At 69.3% G+C, this 21,494-nt stretch carries 18 protein-coding genes; 6 read left to right on the top strand and 12 right to left on the bottom strand.

Annotation, left to right across the window (positions count from 1 at the left end; genetic code table 11):
• Nucleotides 1-84: 84 nt before the first annotated feature.
• The 9 genes from BJY22_RS19590 to BJY22_RS19550 form a co-directional block, all read right to left on the bottom strand.
• Nucleotides 85-1,062 (bottom strand): GlxA family transcriptional regulator, encoded by a 978-nt coding sequence (locus tag BJY22_RS19590; protein ID WP_167208776.1) that lies wholly within the window; start codon nucleotides 1,060-1,062, stop codon nucleotides 85-87.
• A 156-nt stretch (nucleotides 1,063-1,218) separates the two neighbouring features.
• Nucleotides 1,219-2,592 carry an amidase gene (locus BJY22_RS19585; RefSeq protein WP_167208774.1) on the bottom strand — a complete coding sequence of 458 codons (1,374 nt, stop codon included), beginning with the start codon at nucleotides 2,590-2,592 and terminating at the stop codon, nucleotides 1,219-1,221.
• Between the two features lie 9 nt (nucleotides 2,593-2,601).
• Nucleotides 2,602-3,363 (bottom strand): SDR family NAD(P)-dependent oxidoreductase, encoded by a 762-nt coding sequence (locus BJY22_RS19580; protein WP_167208772.1) that lies wholly within the window; start codon nucleotides 3,361-3,363, stop codon nucleotides 2,602-2,604.
• 11 nt (nucleotides 3,364-3,374) lie between these two features.
• Nucleotides 3,375-4,808: an aldehyde dehydrogenase family protein gene (locus BJY22_RS19575; RefSeq protein WP_167208770.1), complete on the bottom strand. Its 1,434-nt coding sequence runs from the start codon at nucleotides 4,806-4,808 to the stop codon at nucleotides 3,375-3,377.
• On the bottom strand, nucleotides 4,805-5,674 hold the full coding sequence (locus tag BJY22_RS19570) for an ATP-binding cassette domain-containing protein (RefSeq protein ID WP_238350399.1): 870 nt from the start codon (nucleotides 5,672-5,674) through the stop codon (nucleotides 4,805-4,807). The genes BJY22_RS19575 and BJY22_RS19570 overlap by 4 nt, the downstream gene beginning before the upstream one ends.
• Entirely contained in the window at nucleotides 5,667-6,620 is a 954-nt protein-coding gene (locus BJY22_RS19565) for an ABC transporter ATP-binding protein (protein ID WP_167208768.1), read from the bottom strand. The genes BJY22_RS19570 and BJY22_RS19565 overlap by 8 nt, the downstream gene beginning before the upstream one ends.
• A 76-nt stretch (nucleotides 6,621-6,696) precedes the next feature.
• Nucleotides 6,697-7,515 (bottom strand): ABC transporter permease, encoded by an 819-nt coding sequence (locus BJY22_RS19560; RefSeq protein ID WP_202891183.1) that lies wholly within the window; start codon nucleotides 7,513-7,515, stop codon nucleotides 6,697-6,699.
• The gene (locus BJY22_RS19555) at nucleotides 7,515-8,459 is read right to left on the bottom strand and encodes an ABC transporter permease (protein WP_167208764.1); all 945 of its coding nucleotides are present in this window, start codon (nucleotides 8,457-8,459) and stop codon (nucleotides 7,515-7,517) included. Before BJY22_RS19555 ends, BJY22_RS19560 begins: the two co-directional genes overlap by 1 nt.
• Nucleotides 8,456-9,967: an ABC transporter substrate-binding protein gene (locus tag BJY22_RS19550; RefSeq protein WP_167208762.1), complete on the bottom strand. Its 1,512-nt coding sequence runs from the start codon at nucleotides 9,965-9,967 to the stop codon at nucleotides 8,456-8,458. The genes BJY22_RS19555 and BJY22_RS19550 overlap by 4 nt, the downstream gene beginning before the upstream one ends.
• A gap of 110 nt (nucleotides 9,968-10,077) precedes the next feature.
• On the opposite strand from BJY22_RS19550, the gene BJY22_RS19545 reads away from it, so the two are divergent.
• From BJY22_RS19545 to BJY22_RS19525, 5 genes are all read left to right on the top strand, one after another.
• Nucleotides 10,078-10,836, top strand: coding sequence for a FadR/GntR family transcriptional regulator (locus BJY22_RS19545; protein WP_167208760.1), 759 nt, complete (start codon nucleotides 10,078-10,080; stop codon nucleotides 10,834-10,836).
• Nucleotides 10,837-10,888: 52 nt separating this feature from the next.
• Nucleotides 10,889-12,538, top strand: coding sequence for an NAD(P)/FAD-dependent oxidoreductase (locus BJY22_RS19540; protein ID WP_337758786.1), 1,650 nt, complete (start codon nucleotides 10,889-10,891; stop codon nucleotides 12,536-12,538).
• Entirely contained in the window at nucleotides 12,538-13,923 is a 1,386-nt protein-coding gene (locus tag BJY22_RS19535) for a sensor histidine kinase (RefSeq protein ID WP_167208757.1), read from the top strand. Before BJY22_RS19540 ends, BJY22_RS19535 begins: the two co-directional genes overlap by 1 nt.
• A gap of 37 nt (nucleotides 13,924-13,960) precedes the next feature.
• Nucleotides 13,961-14,125, top strand: a complete 165-nt coding sequence (locus BJY22_RS19530; RefSeq protein WP_167208755.1) for a hypothetical protein — start codon at nucleotides 13,961-13,963, stop codon at nucleotides 14,123-14,125.
• Nucleotides 14,126-14,631: 506 nt separating this feature from the next.
• Nucleotides 14,632-15,465, top strand: coding sequence for a class II glutamine amidotransferase (locus BJY22_RS19525; RefSeq protein ID WP_167208753.1), 834 nt, complete (start codon nucleotides 14,632-14,634; stop codon nucleotides 15,463-15,465).
• Between the two features lie 280 nt (nucleotides 15,466-15,745).
• Here the strand turns inward: BJY22_RS19525 and BJY22_RS19520 are convergent, their stop codons facing one another.
• Nucleotides 15,746-16,336, bottom strand: a complete 591-nt coding sequence (locus BJY22_RS19520; RefSeq protein WP_167208751.1) for a hypothetical protein — start codon at nucleotides 16,334-16,336, stop codon at nucleotides 15,746-15,748.
• A 483-nt stretch (nucleotides 16,337-16,819) separates the two neighbouring features.
• Nucleotides 16,820-19,390: an MXAN_6230/SCO0854 family RING domain-containing protein gene (locus tag BJY22_RS19515; protein WP_167208749.1), complete on the bottom strand. Its 2,571-nt coding sequence runs from the start codon at nucleotides 19,388-19,390 to the stop codon at nucleotides 16,820-16,822.
• 389 nt (nucleotides 19,391-19,779) lie between these two features.
• On the opposite strand from BJY22_RS19515, the gene BJY22_RS19510 reads away from it, so the two are divergent.
• Nucleotides 19,780-21,024, top strand: a complete 1,245-nt coding sequence (locus tag BJY22_RS19510; protein ID WP_167208747.1) for an MFS transporter — start codon at nucleotides 19,780-19,782, stop codon at nucleotides 21,022-21,024.
• 74 nt (nucleotides 21,025-21,098) lie between these two features.
• On the opposite strand, the gene BJY22_RS19505 is transcribed toward BJY22_RS19510, so the two are convergent.
• The gene (locus tag BJY22_RS19505) at nucleotides 21,099-21,287 is read right to left on the bottom strand and encodes a DEAD/DEAH box helicase (protein WP_167208745.1); all 189 of its coding nucleotides are present in this window, start codon (nucleotides 21,285-21,287) and stop codon (nucleotides 21,099-21,101) included.
• Nucleotides 21,288-21,494 lie beyond the last annotated feature (207 nt).

The raw sequence follows: 21,494 nt of genomic DNA, 5'->3' as shown, positions 1-21,494 counted from the left end.
ACAGCACCCTGGCCCGCACCAAAATATCCGGCAACGTTATTTCCGCACGTTCCATGACCCCCCGCTGTCAACAAGGGTCTTCGGTCAGTGGGGCTGGAAGGCGCGGCGGTAGGCGATCGGGGACATTTCGACTCGTCGGGTGAAGTGTTGCCTCAGGTTGACGGCGGTGCCGAATCCGCAGTGTCGGGCGACGTCCTCGATCGGGAGGCTCGTGGTTTCCAGGAGTTCCTGGGCGTGACGGACGCGCTGGGTGAGCAGCCATTGCAGCGGCGTCGTCCCGGTCTCCTCGCGGAAACGGCGGTTGAGCGTACGAGGGCTGACGGCGGCCTGACGTGCGATGTCGGCCAGCGTCAACGGTTCGCCGATGTGCTCTCGGATCCATCGCATCGTCGGCTCGAGCGAACCGCTGTCACCCGTCGGTTCGCGGTGCACGATGAACTGCGCCTGCCCGCCGGCGCGCTGCGGCGGGATCATGATGTGGCGGGCGGTGTCGGCCGCGACCGCCGACCCGAAGTCGTTGCGCACCATGTGGATGCACAGGTCGAGGCCGGTCGCCGCCCCGGCCGAGGTGAGCACGTCGACGTCGTCGACGAACAACACGGTGGGGTCGACCTCGACCCGAGGGAACCGCCGGGCGAAGTGCTCGGCCGTCGTCCAGTGCGTCGTCGCCCGCCGTCCGTCGAGCAGGCCCGCGGCAGCCAGGATGAAGGCGCCACAACAGATCGAGGCGATCCTCGCGCCGCGGGCGTGCGCCTGCCGCAGGACATCGAGGACCTCCGTGGCCGGCTCCATGTCAACGCGTGTGCCCGGCACGATCACGGTGTCGGCAGTCAGAGCCACGCTCAGGTCGTGTGGTGCGGTGAGCCGGAACATCTCCGCTCCCCCGCGGCCGCACACCACGAGATCAGGGCGCTCCCCACACACGACCACGTCGTACAGCGGCGCACCGAACACCGCCCCGGCAGGTTTGTCGTGCGAGTGCGCAGTCCCGAACACCTGGCCGGGGATCGCGAGTTCGAGGCTCTTCACGTGATCGGCGGCCACCACCGCGACCCGATGCATGGCGACAATCTATCGAACCTGGGCATTCTTGCCACTGTCGAGCGCGATCCGACCTAGCGACGATGATGTGCGTGTTCCTCCTCATCCAGCTCGCCGTCTCCGTCGTCGCGATCCTGCTCCTGCTCCTCCTGGGTCGCCTCGCCGACCGTCTGACTGTTACCGGATCGACGGCCAGGGACGGGTCTCGGCCCGGTGGTCGTCCAGATAGCCGGCGAGTGCCAGCGCCTGGAGGTCCTGGTGGTGCGGTACGGCGAGTTGGGCGCCGATCGGCAGTCCGGAGGTGGACCAGCCGACGTTGGCGGTGGTCGCCGGATGGTGGGACATGTTGTACGGAACGGTGAAGCCGATGTGTTCGAAAGGCTTGGCCGGATCATCCGTCGGATACGCCAGCTCGGCGGGGAACGCGGTGATCGGCGCGACCGGTGACAGGATCACGTCGTACGTCGTGAACACCTGTCCGACCGCCGCGGCCATCGCGCCCATCTGGCTGTACCCGTGGAAGACGTCCGCCGCGGTGAGATCCGCAGCCGTAGACACCCACGACCGGATCTGCGGCAGAACCTTCGCGCGCCGCTCCTCGGGCAGCGCCGCGATGTCCGTGGCCGACCGGATGCGCCAGAAACGATCGAGGCCGTCGAGCATCTCGCGCGTGATGATCGGCCCGATCGGCTCGACGATCGCGCCGCCCGCCGCGAGTACGTCGACCGCCGCCGAGACCGCCGCCGTGACCTCGGGATCGACCGGCAGCCCGACCCCCGCGTCGAGCAGCAACGCGACCCGCAGGCCGGCCACCTGAACCTCGAAATCATCGGACGGCACGGGAAGCGAGGTGTGATCACGCGGGTCGTATCCGGACATCACCGACAACGCCAGCGCCGCGTCCGGCGCCGTCCGCGTCAGCGGCCCGATCGCGCGCCCGGCGTACGGGTTCCCGACCGCGATCCGCCCGTGCGTCGGCTTGAGCCCGACCAGTCCGCACCACCCCGCGGGCAACCGGATCGATCCGCCGATGTCCGTGCCGACGTGGATCGGCCCGTACCCGGCCGCGGCCGCGGCAGCAGCGCCGGCGCTCGAACCGCCGGCCGTCTTCGACAGGTCCCACGGATTCCGCGTCAGCCGATGGAAGGTGGAGACCCCGGACGACAACATCCCGTACTCCGGCATCGTCGTCTTGCTGAAGATCACCGCCCCTGCCGCCCGCAACCGCGCCGCAGCGGGCGCGTCCTCCGCCGCCGGGATCAGCGCCGTCGCCGCGGTCCCTTGCGGTACGGGCGTTCCACGCGTCGCGATGTTCTCCTTCACCGTCACGGGTACGCCGTCCAGCGCCCCCGCCGTACCGTCCCGCCAGCGACGTTCCGACTCGTGCGCCGCCGCTCGCGCACCGTCCGGATCCAACGCGTAGAGCGCACACAACTGCGGCTCGAACGAGGAGACGCGGGTCAGCACGTCCTCGATGACCTCGACCGGTGACACCGAGCCGTCGCGGTACTTCGCCAGCAGTTCGGTTGCCGTCAAGTCAGCGAGCTGCATGCACACTCCTCAGTTCGGTGGTTCGAAGCGGCCGTCGACCGCGGTCCAGCCGCCGTCGACCGCGAGGACGCTGCCGGTCACGAAGCTCGACGCGTCGGACGCGAGGTACACGACGGCGCCGGCGAGTTCGTGTGGTTGCGCCCAGCGGCCGAGCGCGCCCTTCTGCGCGTAGGCGTCGTACCAGCTCTGATCGGCCTTGATCTGCGCGGTCAGCGGTGTCTCGACGACGCCCGGGGCGATCGCGTTCGCGCGGACCCCGGACGGACCGAGCTCGGCGGCCACCGTCCGCAGCAGCTGGACGAGACCGGCCTTCGTTGCCGCGTACACCGATTGGCCCGGCTCGACCGTCGTACCGCGGATCGAGCTGAACCCGATGATGCTGCCGCTCCCCCGCTCCGCCATCCCCCGCCCGAACCCGCGCAGGAGCTGGAACGACGCCCGCAGGTTCAGCGCCACAACCCGGTCGAACTCCTCGCCGGTGTAGTCGAGGATCCGCTTCCGCACGTTCGTCGCCGCCGTGAACACGAGCACGTCCACCGGATCCAGGTCCGCGACGGCCTGTTCGATCGCCGCGTCGTCCAGCACATCCAGCTCGTACGCCGTCAACGAGTCGCCGGCCGTGTCGCGCGCAGCCGCGAAGTCCCGGTCGGCGCAGGTCACCCGCGCGCCGTGGGCCGCCAGCGCCAGGGCGCTCTCCCGCCCGATCCCGCTGCCGGCACCGATCACCACCGCATGCTTCCCGTCCAGCCGGAAGAGCTTCGTGTACTCCATGGGGCCGCCTGTCATGGGCGCGGGCGGATGATGGCCATCCGGGTCGTCGTCAGCTCCTCGATCGCGAAGCGCGGTCCCTCCCGGCCGGTGCCGGAGTCCTTCACCCCGCCGTACGGCATCACGTCGGAGCGGAACCCGGGCACTTCGTTGATCACCACTCCCCCGACGTCGAGCCGGTCGATCGCGGCGAACGCGGTGTCGAGCGACGACGTGAAGACGCTCGCGTGCAGCCCGTACCGCGTCTCGTTGACGGCCCGCAGCGCGCTGTCGACATCGGGCACCGACCGTACGGCGATCACCGGTCCGAAGATCTCCTCGTCCCACGCCTGCCGACCGTCCGGTACGTCGGTCAGCACGATCGGACCGAGGACGTCACCAGGGGCCTCGTACGCGATCGAGGCGCCCGCATGGACCGCATCACCGACCCACTGCCGAACGCGATCCGTCGACGCGGGGTTGATCAACGCGGACACCCGCGTCTCCGGGTCCCGCGGATCACCGACCACCACAGCGGGCAGCCGCGCACCGAGCCTGTCCAGCAGCGCGTCCCGCACGGATTCGACCGCGATCACGCGTTGCACCGAGATGCAGGCCTGACCGGAGGCGTAGTACCCGCCACGCACGATCGCGTCCGCAGCCGCGTCCAGGTCGGCGTCCGCGGCGACGACCAGCGCGGAGTTGGATCCCAGTTCGAGCAGGACCTTGGTCGGCGCCGCGTCCCGTGCGATCCGGTGCCCGACGGCGGCCGATCCGGTGAACGACACGGCTCCGATGCGTTCGTCGGTGGTCAGCGTCGCGCCGACATCGGCCGCACCGGTCACGACCTGCAGAGCGGACTCCGGTGCGCCCGCGTCGGCCAGCGCCGAGCGCATCAGGTGAGCGAACCAGAGCGTCGCGAGCGGGGTCTGCGGCGCGGGCTTCACGATGATCGGGCAGCCGGCCGCGAACGCCGGCGCGATCTTGTGCGTCGCGAGCAGCAACGGATAGTTGAACCCGGTGATCCCGATGACCACACCGATCGGCTTGCGGACCCAGAAGCCCTGCAGTCCCTCACCACTCGGCAGCAGATCGAGCGGCACGGTCTCGCCGTGCAACCGCGCGACCTCCTCGGCCGAGGTCTCCAGCGTGAGCAGCGTCCGATCGATCTCGACCCGGCAGTCGACCAGCGGCTTGCCGGTCTCCAGCACCAGCAGGTCGACGAAGGCGTCCCGCTCGGCCAGGACCGCCGAATGCACGCTCTGCAAGACTTTCCGGCGCAGGTACGACGGCAACCGGCCGACCGTTTCGCGAACGGTGAGCGCGCTGTCGAGGGCCGCCCGCGCGGCGGCGACGTCCCCGACCGGCGCCTCCGCCACCGTCGATCCGTCGTACGGGAAGATCACCGGCGCCGTCGCCGGCGCCTCGATCCACGACTCACCGATCGGCAAGCCGGCGGGGAACTTCATGCTGGATCTCCCTTCGCGAGCAGGTCGGACGTGGTTGCGCCGGCGAGTGCGCGCTGCAGTGTCGGGATCGCCGAGACGAGGCGCTGCGTGTACGGATGTTGCGGAGCGGCGTACACGTCACCGGTGTAGCCGGTCTCGACGATCTGGCCCGCGTTCATCACGGCCACGCGGTCGCAGACGTGCTTGACGACGGACAGGTCGTGCGAGACGAACACGAGCGTGAGGTCGAGCTCGTCGACCAGGTCCGAGATGAGGTTCAGGACCTGGGCGCGGACGGACACGTCGAGGGCGCTGACCGGCTCGTCGGCGATCAGGATGCGCGGGCGCGGCGCGAGCGCCCGGGCGATCGAGATGCGCTGGCGTTGGCCGCCGGAGAACTGGTGCGGGTACCTGTCGCCGGCGTCCGCCGAGAGACCGACGGCTTCGAGCAGTTCGCGGACGCGTGCTCCCGAAGCCGGATGCCCTTGCACGACGAGCGGTTCGGCGATGATGTCGCGGACGCGCATCCGCGGATCGAGCGAGCTCATCGGATCCTGGAAGACGAGCTGCAGGTTCTCGCGGAGGGGGCGCAGCCGGCGTTCGGGGAGGCGGGTGATGTCGGTGCCTTCGACGATCACGTGCCCGGAGGTGGCGCGGTCGAGGGCGGAGATGATGCGCAGGAGCGTCGACTTGCCGCAGCCGGACTCACCGACGATGCCGAACCGCTCGCCCTGCTTGACCTCCAGGTTCACGCCGCGGAGCGCGTGCACGACGGGAGCAGGCTTGAGCAGGGAGGTTCGTGGACGCGAGTAGTCGCGGACGAGGTCGACGACCTGGATGGCGGTCGGCGTCCCGGGCTCGTGCGTGGTCGGCATGTGCTCAGGCATCGTCGCCTCCTGCCGGGTGATGACAGGCGAACCCTCGCGCCTCCGAGCCGGTCCACGGCGGCGTCTCTTCGCAGAGAGCGGTCGCATGCGCGCACCGGGTACGGAAGACACAGCCGGACGGGAACCGTCCGGCGGGCGGCACGTTGCCGGGGATCGTGGTCAGCCGACGGGACGTGGTCTCCAGGTCGGAGGCCGCGAGCAGACCTTCCGTGTAGCGGTGCCGAGGACGAGTGAACACCTCTTCGACGGGGCCGGACTCGACGACGCGTCCGCCGTACATGACCAGCACGCGTTCGCAGACGGTGGCGACGACGGCGAGGTCGTGGGTGATGAAGAGCAGCGCGGAGGACCGGTCCATCACCCCGCGGACGATCAGGTCGAGGACGAGCGCCTGAACGGTGACGTCGAGTGCGGTCGTCGGCTCGTCGCAGATCAGGAGTGCCGGATCGTTGGCCAGGGCGAGCGCCAGGACGACTCGTTGCCGTTGGCCACCGGAGAGCTGGTGCGGGTACGCACGCAGCGTCTCGGCCGGCAGCTGTACGCGTTCGAGCAGGTCCGCGGACGCCGTGCGGGCCGCTTGATTGCTCACGGTCTTGTGGATGACCATCGCCTCGGCGATCTGGTCGCCGATCCGCATGGTCGGGTTCAGCGCGGTCATCGGCTCCTGGAACACCATCGCGATGTCGCGGCCGCGGACGCGGGACATCCGGCGCTCGTCCGCACCGACCAGCTCGTGGCCGACGCCGTCGAGCCGCACCGATCCGCCGGCCCGTACGTCCTCCGGCAGCAGCCCGAGGATGCTCAACGCGGTCAGCGACTTGCCCGATCCCGACTCGCCGATCAGGCCGACCCGCTCCCCAGCGCCGACCGTCAGATCGACGTCCGACACCAGCGCCGTGTCCCGCACGGACACCGACAAACCGCGCACGGTCAGTACGTTGCTCATCCGCGTCCTCGCTTCGCTCCGGGCGCGGATGAGACACGAGGCGCACTGTGCCCGATGATGAACTCGCTTCGCTCGTTCATCGGCGATCCTCCAGTTTCGGGTCGAACCGGTCGCGCAGACCGTCGCCGAGCAGGTTGAACCCGAGGACGGCGATCGCGATCGCGATCCCGGGGAAGATCGCCAGCCGCGGCGCGCTGAACAGGAACTCCTGGCTCTCCTGCAGCATCCGCCCCCACGACGGGGTCGGCGGCGGCGTCCCGTAGCCGAGGAAGGACAACGCGGCCTCCGCCAGCACCGCGATCGCGAACGACACCGACGCCTGCACGGTGATCAGGCTCGTCACGTTCGGGAGCACATGCCGTACGGCGATCGGCCACGGCCGCCGCCCCGCCGCGCGCGCCGCGAGCACGTACTCCGTCCGCATCACCTGCAACGCGCCGCTGCGGATCACGCGCGCGAAGCTCGGCACCGAAGCGATGCCGATGGCAATCATCGCGGTCAGCGTGCTGGCGCCGAAGACCGCGCCGAACATGATGGCCAGCAGCAACGCCGGGAACGCGAGCAACAGGTCGTTGGCCCGCATGATGAACTCGCCCGGCCACCGCCGAACCATCGCCGCCAGGATCCCCAGCGGTACGCCGATCACCGCCGCGACCCCGACCGCGACGACCCCGACGAAGAGCGTCGTGCGCGAGCCGACCATGATCTGGCTGAAGATGTCCCGCCCGAACTTGTCGGTGCCGAACCAGTGCGACCAGGACGGGTCCAGCAGCCGCGCCGTCGGTGTGACGAGCGTGGCGTCGTACGGCGTCCACACGAACGACAGGAGCGCCATCAGCACGATCACCGCGACGATCACGGCGCCGACGATCAGGCTCGGGTTCAGGCGCCGCATCACGCTGTCCTCAGTCGCGGGTCGAGGGCGACGTACAGCAGGTCGACGAGGAAGTTGACGAGCAGTACGGCCATGACGAGGACCATCACGACGTCCTGGACGAGGAGGAGGTCGCGGTTGGAGACGCCGTCGAGGAGGAGGCTGCCGAGGCCCGGAATCACGAAGACTCTTTCGACGACGACTGCGCCGATGAGAAGGGTCGCCAACTGGAGGCCCAGGACTGTGACGACTGGGACGGCGGCGTTGCGGAGACCGTGCTTCCACAGGGCTTGGAACGGGCGGAGGCCCTTCGCCCGGGCTGTGCGTAGATAGTCCTCGCGCAGTACTTCGAGGACGGCGCTGCGGACGTAGCGTGTGAGGACGGCGCCCTGGACGAGCCCGAGCGACAGCGCCGGGAGGATCAGCTGTTTGAGGAACATCGCCGGATCCTGGGCCGGTGGTGTCCAGCCGTTGGCCGGCAGCCAGCCGAGCTTCACCGCGAACACCACGATCAGCAGGATGCCCGCGAGGAACGCGGGCACGGCGACGCCCACCTGCGAGAGCGCGGACAGCGCCAGCCCGGAGACCTGGCGATGCCGCGCGGCCATCACGGTCCCGGCGGGCACGGCGACGAGCAGCGCGATGATCATCCCGGCGACGACCAGCCACAGCGTGACCTGCAGCCGGTCGAACACCTGCGGCCCGATCGCCGCCTTCGACACGTACGACGTCCCGAAGTCACCGCGCAACAGCCCGCCGAGCCAGTCGAAGTACTGCGTCGGCAGCGGACGGTCGAGGCCGAACTGCCGCCGCAGCTCGGCCACCGCCTCGTCGGAGGCGTTCACGCCGAGAGCGACCCGGGCGGGATCGCCGGGCAGCACCGCCATGAACGCGAAGACCAGCACCGAGCTCACCACGAGGCTGACCAAGAACACTCCCGCGCGCTCGATCAGTCGGAGAATCATCGCGCGAGCTTGGAGAGATCGAAGTTCTCGGTGATCGCGTTGGTCGGCAGGCCCTTGACGTTCTTGTCCGCGACCATCAGGTTCGGCAGCAGGAACAGCCAGTCGCCCGCGGCCTGCTCGGACAGCCGGCGGGCCGCCTTCTTCATGTTGTCGGTCTGCGCGGCCTCGTCACCCGCGTCCGCCGCGGCCAGGTAGCCCTGCAGCGTCGGGTCGTTGTAGCGGGTGTAGTACTTCGGGTTGAACACCGCGCCCAGGTCGCGCGGCTCGACGTGCGCGACGATCGACATGTCGTAGTCGGCGTTCTTGAACACCGTGGTCAGCCAGGCCGCCGGGAACTCGAGCTGGTCGATCTGCACCTTCAGCCCGGCCTGCTCCAGCTGGCTCTTCACCACCTGGCCGCAGGACGTTGCGTAGGGCAACGTCGGGAGGCGGAGCCGGAGCGTCTTGCCGGCCGCGCCGGAGGCCTGCAGCATCGACTTCGCCTTGGCCAGGTCGAACGGCGCGACGCCGGTGAGGTCCTCGTACCACGGGTCGGTCGGCGGGACCATGCTGCCGATCAGCTTGCCGCGCCCGGCCCAGCAGGTGTCGAGCAGCGCCTTGTGGTCGATCGCCATCCGGATCGCCTGCCGGGTCTCCAGGCTCGCCATGACCGGTCGCGCGTTGTTGAACGACAGCAGGACTTCGCCGTTCGTCGTTCCCTCGATCACCTGGTACTTGTCGTTGCTGGTGAACTGGCTGAGCGCCTCCGGTGCCTGCACGGTGCCGATCACGTTGATCGTGCCGGTGAGCAGCGCGTTGTTGAGGGCGGTCGCGTCCTTGAAGTACTTCAGCGTGATCTGCTGGAAGAACGGCTTGGTGCTCCAGTAGTTGTCGTTGCGGGTCAGGACGATCGAGTCGCCGCGGTTCCACTTCGAGAACTTGAACGGGCCCGTCCCGATCGGTGCGGTCGCCAGCGCGCTGACACCGCTCTCCGAGAACATCGCGCCGATCCGGGTGGTCATCCGGAACAGCCAGTCGTTGCTCGGCTTGGTCAGCGTCACCTGCAGCTGGGTCGGCGACAGCGCCTTGGCCGACGAGACGACCTCCATCGCGGCCTTGAGCGATGTCGTCCACGCGGTCTTCACGCGGTTGATGCTGAACACCGCGTCGTTCGCCGTGAACTGCTTGTCGTTGGTGAACTTCGCGTTGTCGGCCAGGTCGAACGTGTACGTCTTACGGTCCGGCGACACCGTCCACGACTTCGCCAGCGACGGCACGATCTTGCCGGAGTCGTCCTGTTTGACCAGCGTCTCGTACACGTTGCCGAGCAGCGCCTGCGGGATCGCCGCGCCGTCGGTGGTGGTGAAGTCCAGGCTGGCCGGTTCCGCGACCAGACCGATCGACAGGTTCTGATCACCTCCCGGCGAGCTACCGGACGACGTACCGGATCCGGCCGAACAGGCGGTCAGGGCCAGCAGCGCCGCGGAGGCGAGGAATGCGACCGCTCGCGTGGGAAACGACGACTTCACGTCTACTCCTCCAGTGCCGCCAACTGGTCTGACCAGTGGACTAGGTCTCAATGGGCCACTAGGTTTGTCCTCTGCTCAGGTACCTGTCAAGCGATTGGGGGGTGTGCCGGATGACCAAAGGGCCGAAGTTCACGCCTGTGCAGCCGGTGCGCGCGTACCAGCGGATCGTCGAGCAGGTGGAGGACGCACTCGCCCGCGGCGACCTGGCCCCCGGCCAGCGGCTGCCGAGCGAGCGGGAACTGGTCACGCAGTTCGCGGTCAGCCGGTCGACCGTCCGCGAGGCCCTGCGGGTCCTGGAGAGCAACGGCGTGGTCCGCTCCCGTCCGGGTGATCCGAACGGGCCGGAGATCCTGCCGTTCTCGGCGTCCGCGCTCCGCAAACAGATGGCACGGCTGGCGCGGGTCGACCAGCTGACCCTGAGCGAGCTGATCGGGTTCCGGATGATCATGGACGGCGCCGCGATCCAGGTCGCGTCCCGGCTGCGGACCGCGGAGGAGCTGGACGAGCTCGAGGCGACGCTGGTGGCGATGCGGAACGCGATCGACGTCGACTTCGCCGCGTTCAGCGAGGCCGATCTCGCGTTCCACGAGCTGATCGCGCGGATCAGCCGGAACTCGCTGATCCAGACCTGCAACGAGGTCGTCCGCGGCGTCGTACTCGGCCTCATCGCCGACAAGATCGCGCACGCGCCGAACAGCCGCGCCCTGATGCTCGAGTCCCTGCACCACCACGCCGAGGTCGTCGACGCGATCCGCGACGGCGACGGTCACGCGGCGGCCCGCTTGGCGCGCCAGAACATGTTCGATTACTACGCCGGGTACGTGCCCGACTCCGACCAGGAAACCTTGCGGGCGCTCGTAGAGGACTGACCAGTTCCGTGGCATGCTGACGGGATCGCTTCACTGCTGTGGGGGGCACCGCGTGAGCAAACCTGCGATTCTCACTGTCGACGACGATCCGATGGTCTCGGCGGCCATCTCCCGGGACCTGCGCCGCCGGTACGGCGACGACTACCTGGTGGTCCGCGCGAACTCGGCCGACCAGGCCCTCGCCGCCCTGACCAAACTCGCCTTGCGCAGCCAGCCGATCGCGCTGATCGCCACCGACCAGCGGATGCCCGGGATGACCGGTATCGAGCTGCTCGAACGCGCCCGCGAGCACGCACCGAGCGCGAAGTACCTGCTGCTCACCGCGTACGCCGATACGGAGGTCGCGATCCGGGCGATCAACGACATCGGCCTGGACTACTACCTGCTGAAGCCCTGGGACCCGCCCGAGGACCAGCTGTTCCCGGTCGTCGACGACCTGCTCGACGACTGGCGGCACGCCAACCCTGAGCACACCTCCGACGTCCGCGTCGTCGGCAACCGCTGGTCGGACCGCGCGCACGACATCAAGACGTTCCTGGCCCGCAACCACGTCCCGTACCGCTGGTACGACGTCGAGCGCGACGCCGAAGGCCGGCGCCTGACAGACCTCGCCGGCGCCGCGGACAACGACCTCCCACTCGTCCTGATCCCGGACGGCGAGACGCTGCGCTCCCCCGGCACACTCGACCTCGCCTCCTCGCTGGGCCTGCGCACCCGCGCCGAGCAGCCGCTGTACGACGTGTGCATCGTCGGCGGCGGACCGGCCGGTCTCGCCGCCGGTGTCTACGCCGCGTCCGAAGGCCTCAGCACCGTGATCGTCGAACGCGAGGCCCCCGGTGGTCAGGCCGGACTCAGCGCCGCGATCGAGAACTACCTCGGCTTCCCGCGCGGACTCACCGGCTCCGACCTCGCCCAGCGCGCCGTCGCGCAGGCGTCCCGGTTCGGCGCGGAGATGGTGGTCGCCCGCTCGGTTGTCGGCCTCGAGTCCCGCGGCCCCGTGCACGCCGTACTGCTCGAAGGTTCCGGCGAGATCGAGGCCCGTTCGCTGATCGTCGCGACCGGCGTCTCGTACCGCAGCCTCGACGTCGACGGCCTCGCCGGCTTCACCGGCCGCGGCGTGTACTACGGCGCCACCGCCAGCGAGGCGAGTCAGGTCCAGGACGACGAGGTGTACGTCGTCGGCGCCGCGAACTCGGCCGGCCAGGCCGCACTCAACCTGGCCCGCTACGCCAAGCGCGTCGTGCTGCTGGTCCGCGGCGAATCGCTCGAGAGCTCGATGTCGCGGTACCTGATCGACAAGATCACCAAGGCGCCCACCATTGAGGTGCGCTGCCGAACCGAGGTCGTCGGCTGCCGGGGCGACGGTCATCTGGAAGGGTTGACGCTCGCCGATCGCAGGTCCGGTCGCGTCGAGGAGGTGCTCGCGAGCTGGCTGTTCATCTTCGTCGGCGCGATCCCGCGGACCGATTGGCTCGGCGACTCCGTCGTCCGGGACGACCTGGGTTTTGTCGTGACCGGTCCGGATCTCGTCGCGCAGAACCGGTGGCCGCTGCCCAGGCCGCCGTACGCGCTGGAGACGAGCATGCCGGGCGTGTTCGCCGCGGGCGACGTCCGGCTCGACTCGATGAAGCGGGTGGCGTCCGCGGTCGGTGAAGGCGCCATGTCGATCTATCTCGTGCACCGCTACCTGGCGACGATCTGATGGACACCTCGGAGTTGCGAGACATCCCGCTGTTCGCCGGGGTCAGCGATCCACAGCTCGCGGAGCTGATCGCGGGCAGCACCGAGGTGCCGATCGTGCCCGGCGCCGACCTGTTCCACGAGGGCGAGCCCGCGGACTTCTGGTGGGTACTCGTCGACGGCGCGATCACGCTGCACCGCAAGATCGGCCGCGAGGACACCGTGATGGGCAAGATGGACGTCCCGGGCCGCTGGGCGGGAGGGTTCCGGGCGTGGGACGAGCACGGGCTGTACCTCGCCAGCGGCCGCGGGCTCGAAGCGGGACGGGTACTGCGGGTGCCGGCCGACGTACTGCGGGAACGGATCGACGACTGGTTCCCGCTCGCGGGGCATCTGATCAAGGGCGTGTACGGCACCGCGCGAGCGATCGAGTCGACGGCGCGGCAACGGGAGTCGCTGATCACGCTCGGCACACTGGCGGCCGGGTTGGCGCACGAGATCAACAATCCCGCCGCGGCGGCGGCGCGTTCGGTCAGCGCGCTCGACACCGCCTGCGGCACGCTGCTGTCCGCGTTGCGCGGGCTCGCGGAGGGCGACGCGACCGCGGCGCAGTTCAGTGCCCTCGACGAGCTGCGGCTCGAGCTCGGCGCGGGGACGGCGGCACCGGATCCGGTGGACCTCGCCGATCACGAGACCACGATCTCGGACTGGCTCGACGACCACGGGGTGGAGCGATCCTGGTTCATCGCACCGCCGCTCGCGGCTGCCGGGGCCGGTGTGGAGTGGTGCGAGCGTGCGTCCGTCGTACTCGGGGATGCGCTGGAGGCCGGTCTGGAGTGGGTGGCCAGCACACTCGCCGCGACAACGCTGCTCGGCGAGGTCAAGGAGTCGACCCGGCGGATCACCGAACTCGTCGCGGCGGTCCGCTCGTACTCGCAGATGGACCGCGGTTCGATCCAGACCATCGACGTCACCGAAGGCATCGAGAGCACGCTGGTGATGCTCGGGCACAAGCTCCGCGACGGGGTGGAGGTGGTTCGCGTGTACGGCGCCGACGTACCGCGGATCGACGCGTTCGCGGGTGAGCTCAACCAGGTGTGGACGAACCTGATCGACAACGCGGTCGACGCGATGGGCGGTGTCGGCACGTTGCGGATCACGACCCGGACCGACGGGGAGCGGATCGTCGTCGAGTTCACCGACACGGGCGCCGGGATGCCGCCGGAGGTCGCGGCACGCGCATTCGAGCCGTTCTACACGACCAAGGAGGTCGGCAAAGGCACCGGCCTGGGCCTCGACATAGCCCAACGCATCATCACCGAACACCACGGCGGCACGATCGCCATCACCTCCCACCCAGGCGAAACCACAGTCCAGGTCCGCCTCCCCCACCAACCGACAACCTGAGCCGGCTCGTGCCACTGATGGGGGCGGATCGACACCGTTGATCTACACACCCACCACACCAGGCCTGCACCTGATCCGCGTCCTTGCCCGAGGCCGCCGCACACACCACGACGGCATCACAGACGGCCCGAACGAGGACTACGACATCATCACCGACCCGGGCAGGCAATCCACAGCCGGTGACGGCCTCTACCTCAACTGACACGACCCAATCGAAAAGATCGTGACGCCGGCGCTCAGGCGCCGGCGTCACGTCTGGCTTCCAGGTGGCGCGACAAGGCAGCCAGGCCGATGCGCGTCCCCCTACGTCCCTGACTGATCCAGCGCCGCATTGATCCAGCTCGGCAACAAGGTGCAAATCACTGGATCGGCTGCTCGGCCTGTGGTTACCGTGCCGAATGAACGATGCCCACAGCAACCGTCAGACGTCGGGCGCCGGGGCTCATGGGCTTCCCGCTCGCCACACCCCGCCTGCACCAGCAGGTCGCCCGCCACTTGCACCGACCGCGTCGGTGGCTTCCTTCGTGGATCGACAGCATGGCGGGCAGGGCAGTCGAGCTTGCGGCGTTTGCCACTTCAGCGCGAAACTGGCTTCAAGCCTGCGTGATCGGGTCCGCGAATCGCCGACTGTCCTGGTGATCTTCGGTGCCCAGAACCATGCGGGACGCGCAGGAGACCTTCGCGGCCGTGGATAGGAAGGAGTCGCGCATGTGTCGCTGGCTGGCCTACTCCGGTTCCCCGATCCTGCTGGAGGAGCTGCTCTACAAACCCGCCCACTCCCTGATCGACCAGAGCATGCATTCGCGGCTGGGGGTCGAGACGACCAACGGGGATGGGTTCGGCGTCGGCTGGTACGGGAGCGAGGGCCTGGCCCCGGCGGTGTTCCGCGAGGTCGGCCCGGCCTGGAGCGACCGCAACCTGCGCGAGATGGCCGGCCACGTCGCGTCGCCGCTGTTCCTGGCCCACATCCGAGCCTCCACGGGCACAGCTGTCCAGCAGACCAACTGTCACCCGTTCCGCCACGGGTCGTGGCTGTGGGTCCATAACGGCGCCATCCGAGACTTCTCTCAGATCAAGCGCGAGTTGGTGCTGGCGGTGGACCCGTCGCTGTACCCGGCGATGGAAGGATCGACGGACTCCGAAGTGATGTTCTTCCTGGCGCTGACCTTCGGCCTCGACGGCGATCCGCACGCGGCGGTCGAGCAGATGGTCGGTTTCGTCGAGGCAGCCGCCGCCGGCCACGGCATCGCCAACCCGCTTCAGATGACGATCGGAGCCTCCAACGGGTCAGCAGTCTGGGCGTTCCGCTACTCGAGCGAGGGCCGCTCACGCTCACTGTTCTACAGCACGAAGATGCAGACAATGCGGCAGCTGTACCCCGACAACCCCGTCTTCCAGACGGTCTCCGAAGACACCAGGCTGATCGTCTCCGAGCCGCTCGGCGACCTGCCCGGCGCCTGGAACGAGGTGCCTGAGTCCAGCTACGGCGTCGTACACCAAGGAGACGACGAACTCCACCCCTTCCGGCCGAGGTTGCCCTAGGAGGTCCCGGCGTCAACGATCTCCGATTCTGCGGGCATCCACGACGCTTCGACGGGGTTGCTCCCTCCGGGCTGCCCTCGGCGAAAGGCAATGGGCAGGCCCCGGGCAGTGGGCCAGTGCGTCGAGTCGGTCACCTGCACGTGAACGTGTGGCTGGGTGCCGGCTGGTGCCGGAGTTCCGCACTCGCCGAGCTGGTCACCGACCGTGACCGCGTCACCCGGAGCGACTCGCACTGTCTAGCCGACCGGCCTCTGCCGGCCGGGCTGCTTCAGTTGTCGGCTCAGGTGTCGTGTTCGACGATTCGGACTCGGGGCACCTTGAGGACCTTGCGGGCCTTCGTGGTCCAGTCGGAGCACAGGAAGCGGGCCGCGGTCTCGGGCCAGGCGACCACGACGACCTCGTGGCTGTTCGTCGCCCGGACCATCTGCATGAGCGCGACCAGAATCTCGCCGTGCGTGATGGAGACGTGCACCGGGTAACCGCTCGCCACCCGCAGATGCCGGGCACTGTGCTCGATCACCGAGGCGAGATCGACCGCCGGGTCCGCGAGCACCGCCGTCGGTGTTCGCCCCGGACCGGTAGCGCCGGCCTCCGAGCCGCTCCGCGCCGACGGCACCGCCGCCGGACCGGTCCCGGAACCACCTCCGGACACCCCGGCACCGACTCCAGGCGCCGGTCCGGTCAGACCGGCGACATCCGCGAACGTCGACCCCAGCAACGCCAGCGGTCCACCGAAGCCGCTCTCCTGATGACTGGAGATCAGCAGGTGGTATTCGACAGGTTCCTCGTGTTTTGCGTACAGGGCGGCAACGCGGCGCGCGTCGCCCTCACTCATCTCCCGCTCGATGAGCACCACCACGTCGTACGTCATGCGTGGCTCCCTTCGCGTTACTTCCGTTGTACTCCTGCACCGCAACCCGCCATAGCACCGAACCCACCTCCGTCACCCAATTGTCAAGAATCCACCCGTCCGCCCCACCTCCGCTGACACCCCATCCCCAATGCCGTTCAGTTCGGGGCGTGGGGTGTTGGCGAGCGTGGACGTGGTCGAAACCGGACGGGACCGAAGGGACAGGACGTATACGTGCACGGCCGTCGGCCGCACGCGGGACAGCCGCTGGGTCGCCGGGCGGTGAGTGGGTACGTCCTGTCGGTCGGCACCCACCTCGACCAGCCACCACGTCGTACACCGCTCTGCTGGACGCGACTCCTCCCACCACACCCACCCCGCACCACACCCCGCACCACACCCATCTCCCCACCACACCCACCTCGCGCGCCCCAGCTCCCCACCGCACCAGCCCGACCGCCCGACGACCATGCCGGCACGCTCGCCTGTCGGGCGGGCGCAGCGTCAGAGTGCTCGGAGGCCTGCCCTCGCACGCGTGTCGGGGGCGAGGGTGGCTAGTAGGTGTGGTGCGTCGATCAGGGAGACGCTCGCCGCGTCGAGGAGGCGCGGGTGCAGGGCGTAGACCTCGGCGCCGCGTCGCGGGGTGATATCGCCGGCGAGGACCGCGACGAAATCCGAACCGGCGGCGGCGTCCTCGTCACAGGTGCGGTCGGGCTCCAGTCGTGCGGTCACCCGGCGCGCGTACTCCGCCAACTCCTCCCCGGGACTGCGCCGGTAACCGACTACCGACCCGTCCGCGCACCGGACCACGATCTCGTCCGCCCGCGCCGCCGCGTGCCAGCAGCAGATCTCCCACAGGCTGACCCGATCGCCTGACCCGTGCACCTCTTCCAGCGTCGCCGCCATCAGCCCGACATGCCCGCCGTTCTTCGCGATGTTGTGACCGTAACCGGCCGCGCCGAGGTTCACGTCGTACCAGCGCAGCTCCTTGGTGTGCAGGTCGACGCCGAACGGCAGCAGGATCTTCGCCGGCCCCGCCAGGTCGAACCGCTCCTCGACCGCCGCCGGATCGAACAACCCGGACGGCTGCCGCAGCACGCCGACGAACCCGCGCTCCAACTCGTCGAACGGTACGTCGTTGTAGCTGAACACCACCGGCAGTACATAACGACCGCCCACGCGACGCACCGCCCGCAGATCCAGATCCACGAACTCCGTCGACCCGTCCGGCCCCGGCGCGGACGTCAGATCGCCGGAATGCACCAGCGCGTCCTGGTCGAACCGCAGCCGCGTGTAGTCGCACAGCCCGACGAACGCCCACTCCTCGTCGAACACCGCCACCGACAGGTCGAGATCGATCCGCCGCCCACGCGGCTCGACCCAGTGCAGGAACAACCGCAGCAACTCGTCCTGCGGGATCGGCACCGCGCTCCCCCGCGTCATCCGCCGCAGACTCGACGACGCGCTCCGCTCCGAACCGGGCGCGGCCAGCCGGGACAGCTCCTCGTCCAGGAACACCCGCCGCCACCGCGGCAGCTCCGTTGCCCGACGCAACATTTCCCCGACCAGTACGCCGGACAGCTCGGCGGCGAGCGTGGCGGGCAACGGCTCGCGCTCGTCGACCCGCGTCCAGATCCGGGCGGTCCCGCCCCGCGGGAAGAACAGCCGCAGATCGCCCGGCGGAGTCCGGACCTGGCCGAGCGCGGCCGTGATGACGGTCGGCGACACGTCCGACACCGCGGTCAGCAGAGCGTCGACGAGCGCCGGGTGCTGCTCCGGCGGCAGCGCACGCGCCAGCTGCACAAGGCGCCGTACCAGCTCGCCCGGGCGTTGGCGCAACAGATCGAGCGCCTGCTCGGGCCGGCCCTGCACCAAGGCCCCCTCGAGGCGCGAGCCGAACGTGCTCATCACGAGTCGCCCGTCCTCCACCCGCACCAGCGGATGCCGCGACGCCTCACCCGCCACCGCCCGGCCGGCCGCAGTCCCGAGGTCGAGGTCGGTCCGCCGGAGGATCGCGAACGCCAGCGCAGCCACCGGGAATCGGGTCGCGAACTCGAAGGGATGCAGGTTCTCCCCGACCCGTTTCCAGGCGCGCTCGTGGCGGAACATGTCCTCCACCAGCGTTTCGATCGGCAGCCGGTCGAGACGCCCGAGCACGAGCCGCCGCGTTGCCCGTGGCAACGACTTCCGCCGGGCGGGCGGCGTCCGCAGGCCGGGGTCGGCGTCCATCAGCGCGTAGACCAGCCGCAGTACGTCGGTGGCGGTGTCGGCGCGATCGATGAGGTCTGGGTCGTCGGCGAGGAAATGCGCGATCACCAGCGCCCGCGTCTCCCGGACCGGGATGTCCTCGGGAAGCCAGGCCGGTACGGCGCCGTCGAGCAGGAGCTGCAGGTCCGCGCGGTCCGAGGCCGACAGCGGCGCGCGCCGGGCCAGCAACGCCTCCACGGTCTGGCGAACCGAGTCGGCCGTGGCCAGTGAGAGCAGCCGCAACCGCTCCGACCGAATGTGGGCCGGTTGCTCCTCGTCCGCGGACGGCTTGAGAAACGGGTCCTTCGGGTCGATGCGCCGCAGGCACAGCGGGCAGGCGCTGAAGTCGGAGCCGTCCCAGCAGGTGCGGCACACCAGATGCGCGCACGGCGACACCGCATGCACCGAGGTCGTGTCGCCGCAGAGCACGCAGGGCTGGTCGGGCTCCTGCAGCAGGCGGGCGAAGACACGGTTCACATAGAAGGTCTCGGTGTTGCCCGGCACGGTCTCCGGGAAGCCACGAAACAGCGGGGTGTGCTCGGTGTCGAACCCGGACTCGGCGTCGAGCAGGTCGAGCAGGGCGCCCCCGAAGCCGGCCAGTGCGGGCGCCGAGAGCGAAGCGCAGTACCGATAAAGGCCGACCGAGAGCAGGAGGCCGCGGTGGATCAGGTCGGCCTGGAGCGCGGACAGGCCCGCCTGGATCGTCAGCGGACGGCGCAACCACTGCCAGGCAGAGCGCCGGACCGGCGGGGTGAGGGCGGTGGCGTCGACGAGCCGGCGGCGACGCAGCAGGACGGCGGCCCGCGGATCCGCTGGTTGGTCCGGCATCGCGTCTCCCCACTGACGTGCTTCCTGGCAGAAGGCGCCAGGGGCGGAGAGCGGACGCGCTACTTGGCCTGGTGAAGGAGAAGGAAGCACGTCCAGGAGCCGCCCCTGGCACTGAGAACGCTATCGGGTCGCACCGACAGTTTCCGGCGCGCCCACAACGCCAAGAAGGGGGCCACGAAGAAGGGGCACAAAGAAGAGCCCGGTGGCAGGGTCGGGGCCGCCCCGCCCAGACCCCGCCACCGGAGATCTCCAGAGTAGAACGTCCCTCCAAGTCGCGCGCCACCGGGTCCCCCGATCTGGCACTGATGAGTCGCGAAAGGTGGTGAACGACACGGTCTCGAACACGCTCGGGAGGTGTGGGGCCACGGATTGTGGTTAACGTCGGAGGTATGTCGGTTGGGGTGGTGGAGCGAGCACGATGGCGGGACGTTTTCGGGCACTCGGAGTTCCGGGCGCTGTTCCTCGCCGGGATCCTCTCGGTCGCCGGCGATCAGCTCGCCCGCGTCGCCTTGTCGGTGCTGGTGTTCGACCGGACCGCCTCCGCCGGGCTGACGGCGCTCACGTACGCGCTGACCTACATTCCGGACCTGCTGTTCGGGCCGTTGCTGGCCGGCTTCGCCGACCGCTACCCGAGGCGCCGCGTGATGATCGTCACCGACCTCGCGAGGGCGATTCTCGTTGCCTGTATGGCGATCCAGGCCCTTCCGCTGCTCGCGGTGATCCTGTTGCTGGTCGCGCTCCAGGCCTTCGGGTCGCCGTTCAACGCGGCTCGTGGAGCGACACTGCCTGCTGTGCTGCCCGGCGATCACTACGTGCTCGGCAAGGCGGCGAACGACATGGTCGTGCAGTTCAGCCAGGTGCTCGGTTTCGGGCTCGGCGGCGCTGTCGTGGTCGCAGTCGGTACGTCCGGAGGCCTGCTGCTCGACGCCGCGACGTTCGTCCTGTCCGCCCTCCTGGTCGCAGCCGGCGTCCGCCCTCGCCCAGCACCCACGAGTGGCACTGATGCGCCATCGGACGGCTACTTGAGCAATCTGACCGCGGGCCTCTCGCTGGTCGCCCGTACGCCGAAATTGCGGACGCTGGTGCTTCTCGCGACGATCGCCGGGTTCTACGTGACCGTCGAGGGCCTGGCGGTCCCGTACGCCCACGACATCGGCGGAGGCGCGACAACCGCCGGGCTCCTCCTGGCCGCCAGCCCGGCCGGCTGCGTCGTCGGCATGTGGCTGATCACGCTGTGGGCGCCTGAGCGGCGGCTGAAGCTGCTTGGTCCGCTGGCCGTCGCCTCGTGTCTGCCGCTGATGTTCTGTGCGTTCCAGCCTGGACCGGTCGCGACGTTCTGCCTCTGGGCAGTCTCCGGCGCCGCGTCGGCGTACCACTTGCCGACCAGCGCCGCCTTCGTGCAGGCGGTGCCCGACCACCAGCGCGGACAGGCCTTCGGGGTCGCGGGGACCGCTCTGAAAGGCAGCCAGGGCCTCGGAATTCTGCTCGCCGGAGTGCTCGCCGAACCATTCGGCGCATCGGGCGCACTCGCTGTGATGGGGGCCGCGGGGACATTGCTGGCGGCTGCGGCGGGCGCGGCCTGGGCGCGCGCCCGCCGAAACGGCGACGATTCCGCGGAAATCACGGTAGGATAAATATCCGAGCCGCCGGGTTTAGCCTGTGAACAACTGCTCCGGAATGTAAGAGAAAGGTAAAGATTTACCTTTCGTCACCAATCGTTACCGCCTTTGGCGGTGGTCGGCGCGAACCAGTCGTTCCCGCCGCGGAGCCAGTCGTTACCGCCACCGGTGAACCAGTCGTTGCCGCCGGTGAACCAGTCGTTCCCCCCATGGAACCAGTCGTTGCCGCCGGTGAACCAGTCGTTGCCGGTGCCGCTGACGTGCGCTGACTTCTGCATGATTTCGACCCTTCTGGAGTGACCAACTGGTGGAATGCCCCGGACGCCGGGGTGACCTGCCGTGAACGGCCCGTTACGATGTACACATAAACCGCTCAGGTCGACCGCGTGTGAGGCTCATGATGATTCTGATCGGTCGGAGCAACTGGGTGCCACCCCGGCAATGGAAGCTCTGGTCGTTGCCGAGGACCGCATTGGCTTATGTAG

Source organism: Kribbella shirazensis, assembly GCF_011761605.1.
Lineage (GTDB): Bacteria > Actinomycetota > Actinomycetes > Propionibacteriales > Kribbellaceae > Kribbella > Kribbella shirazensis.
This window is presented reverse-complemented; position numbering and strand designations above follow the sequence as displayed.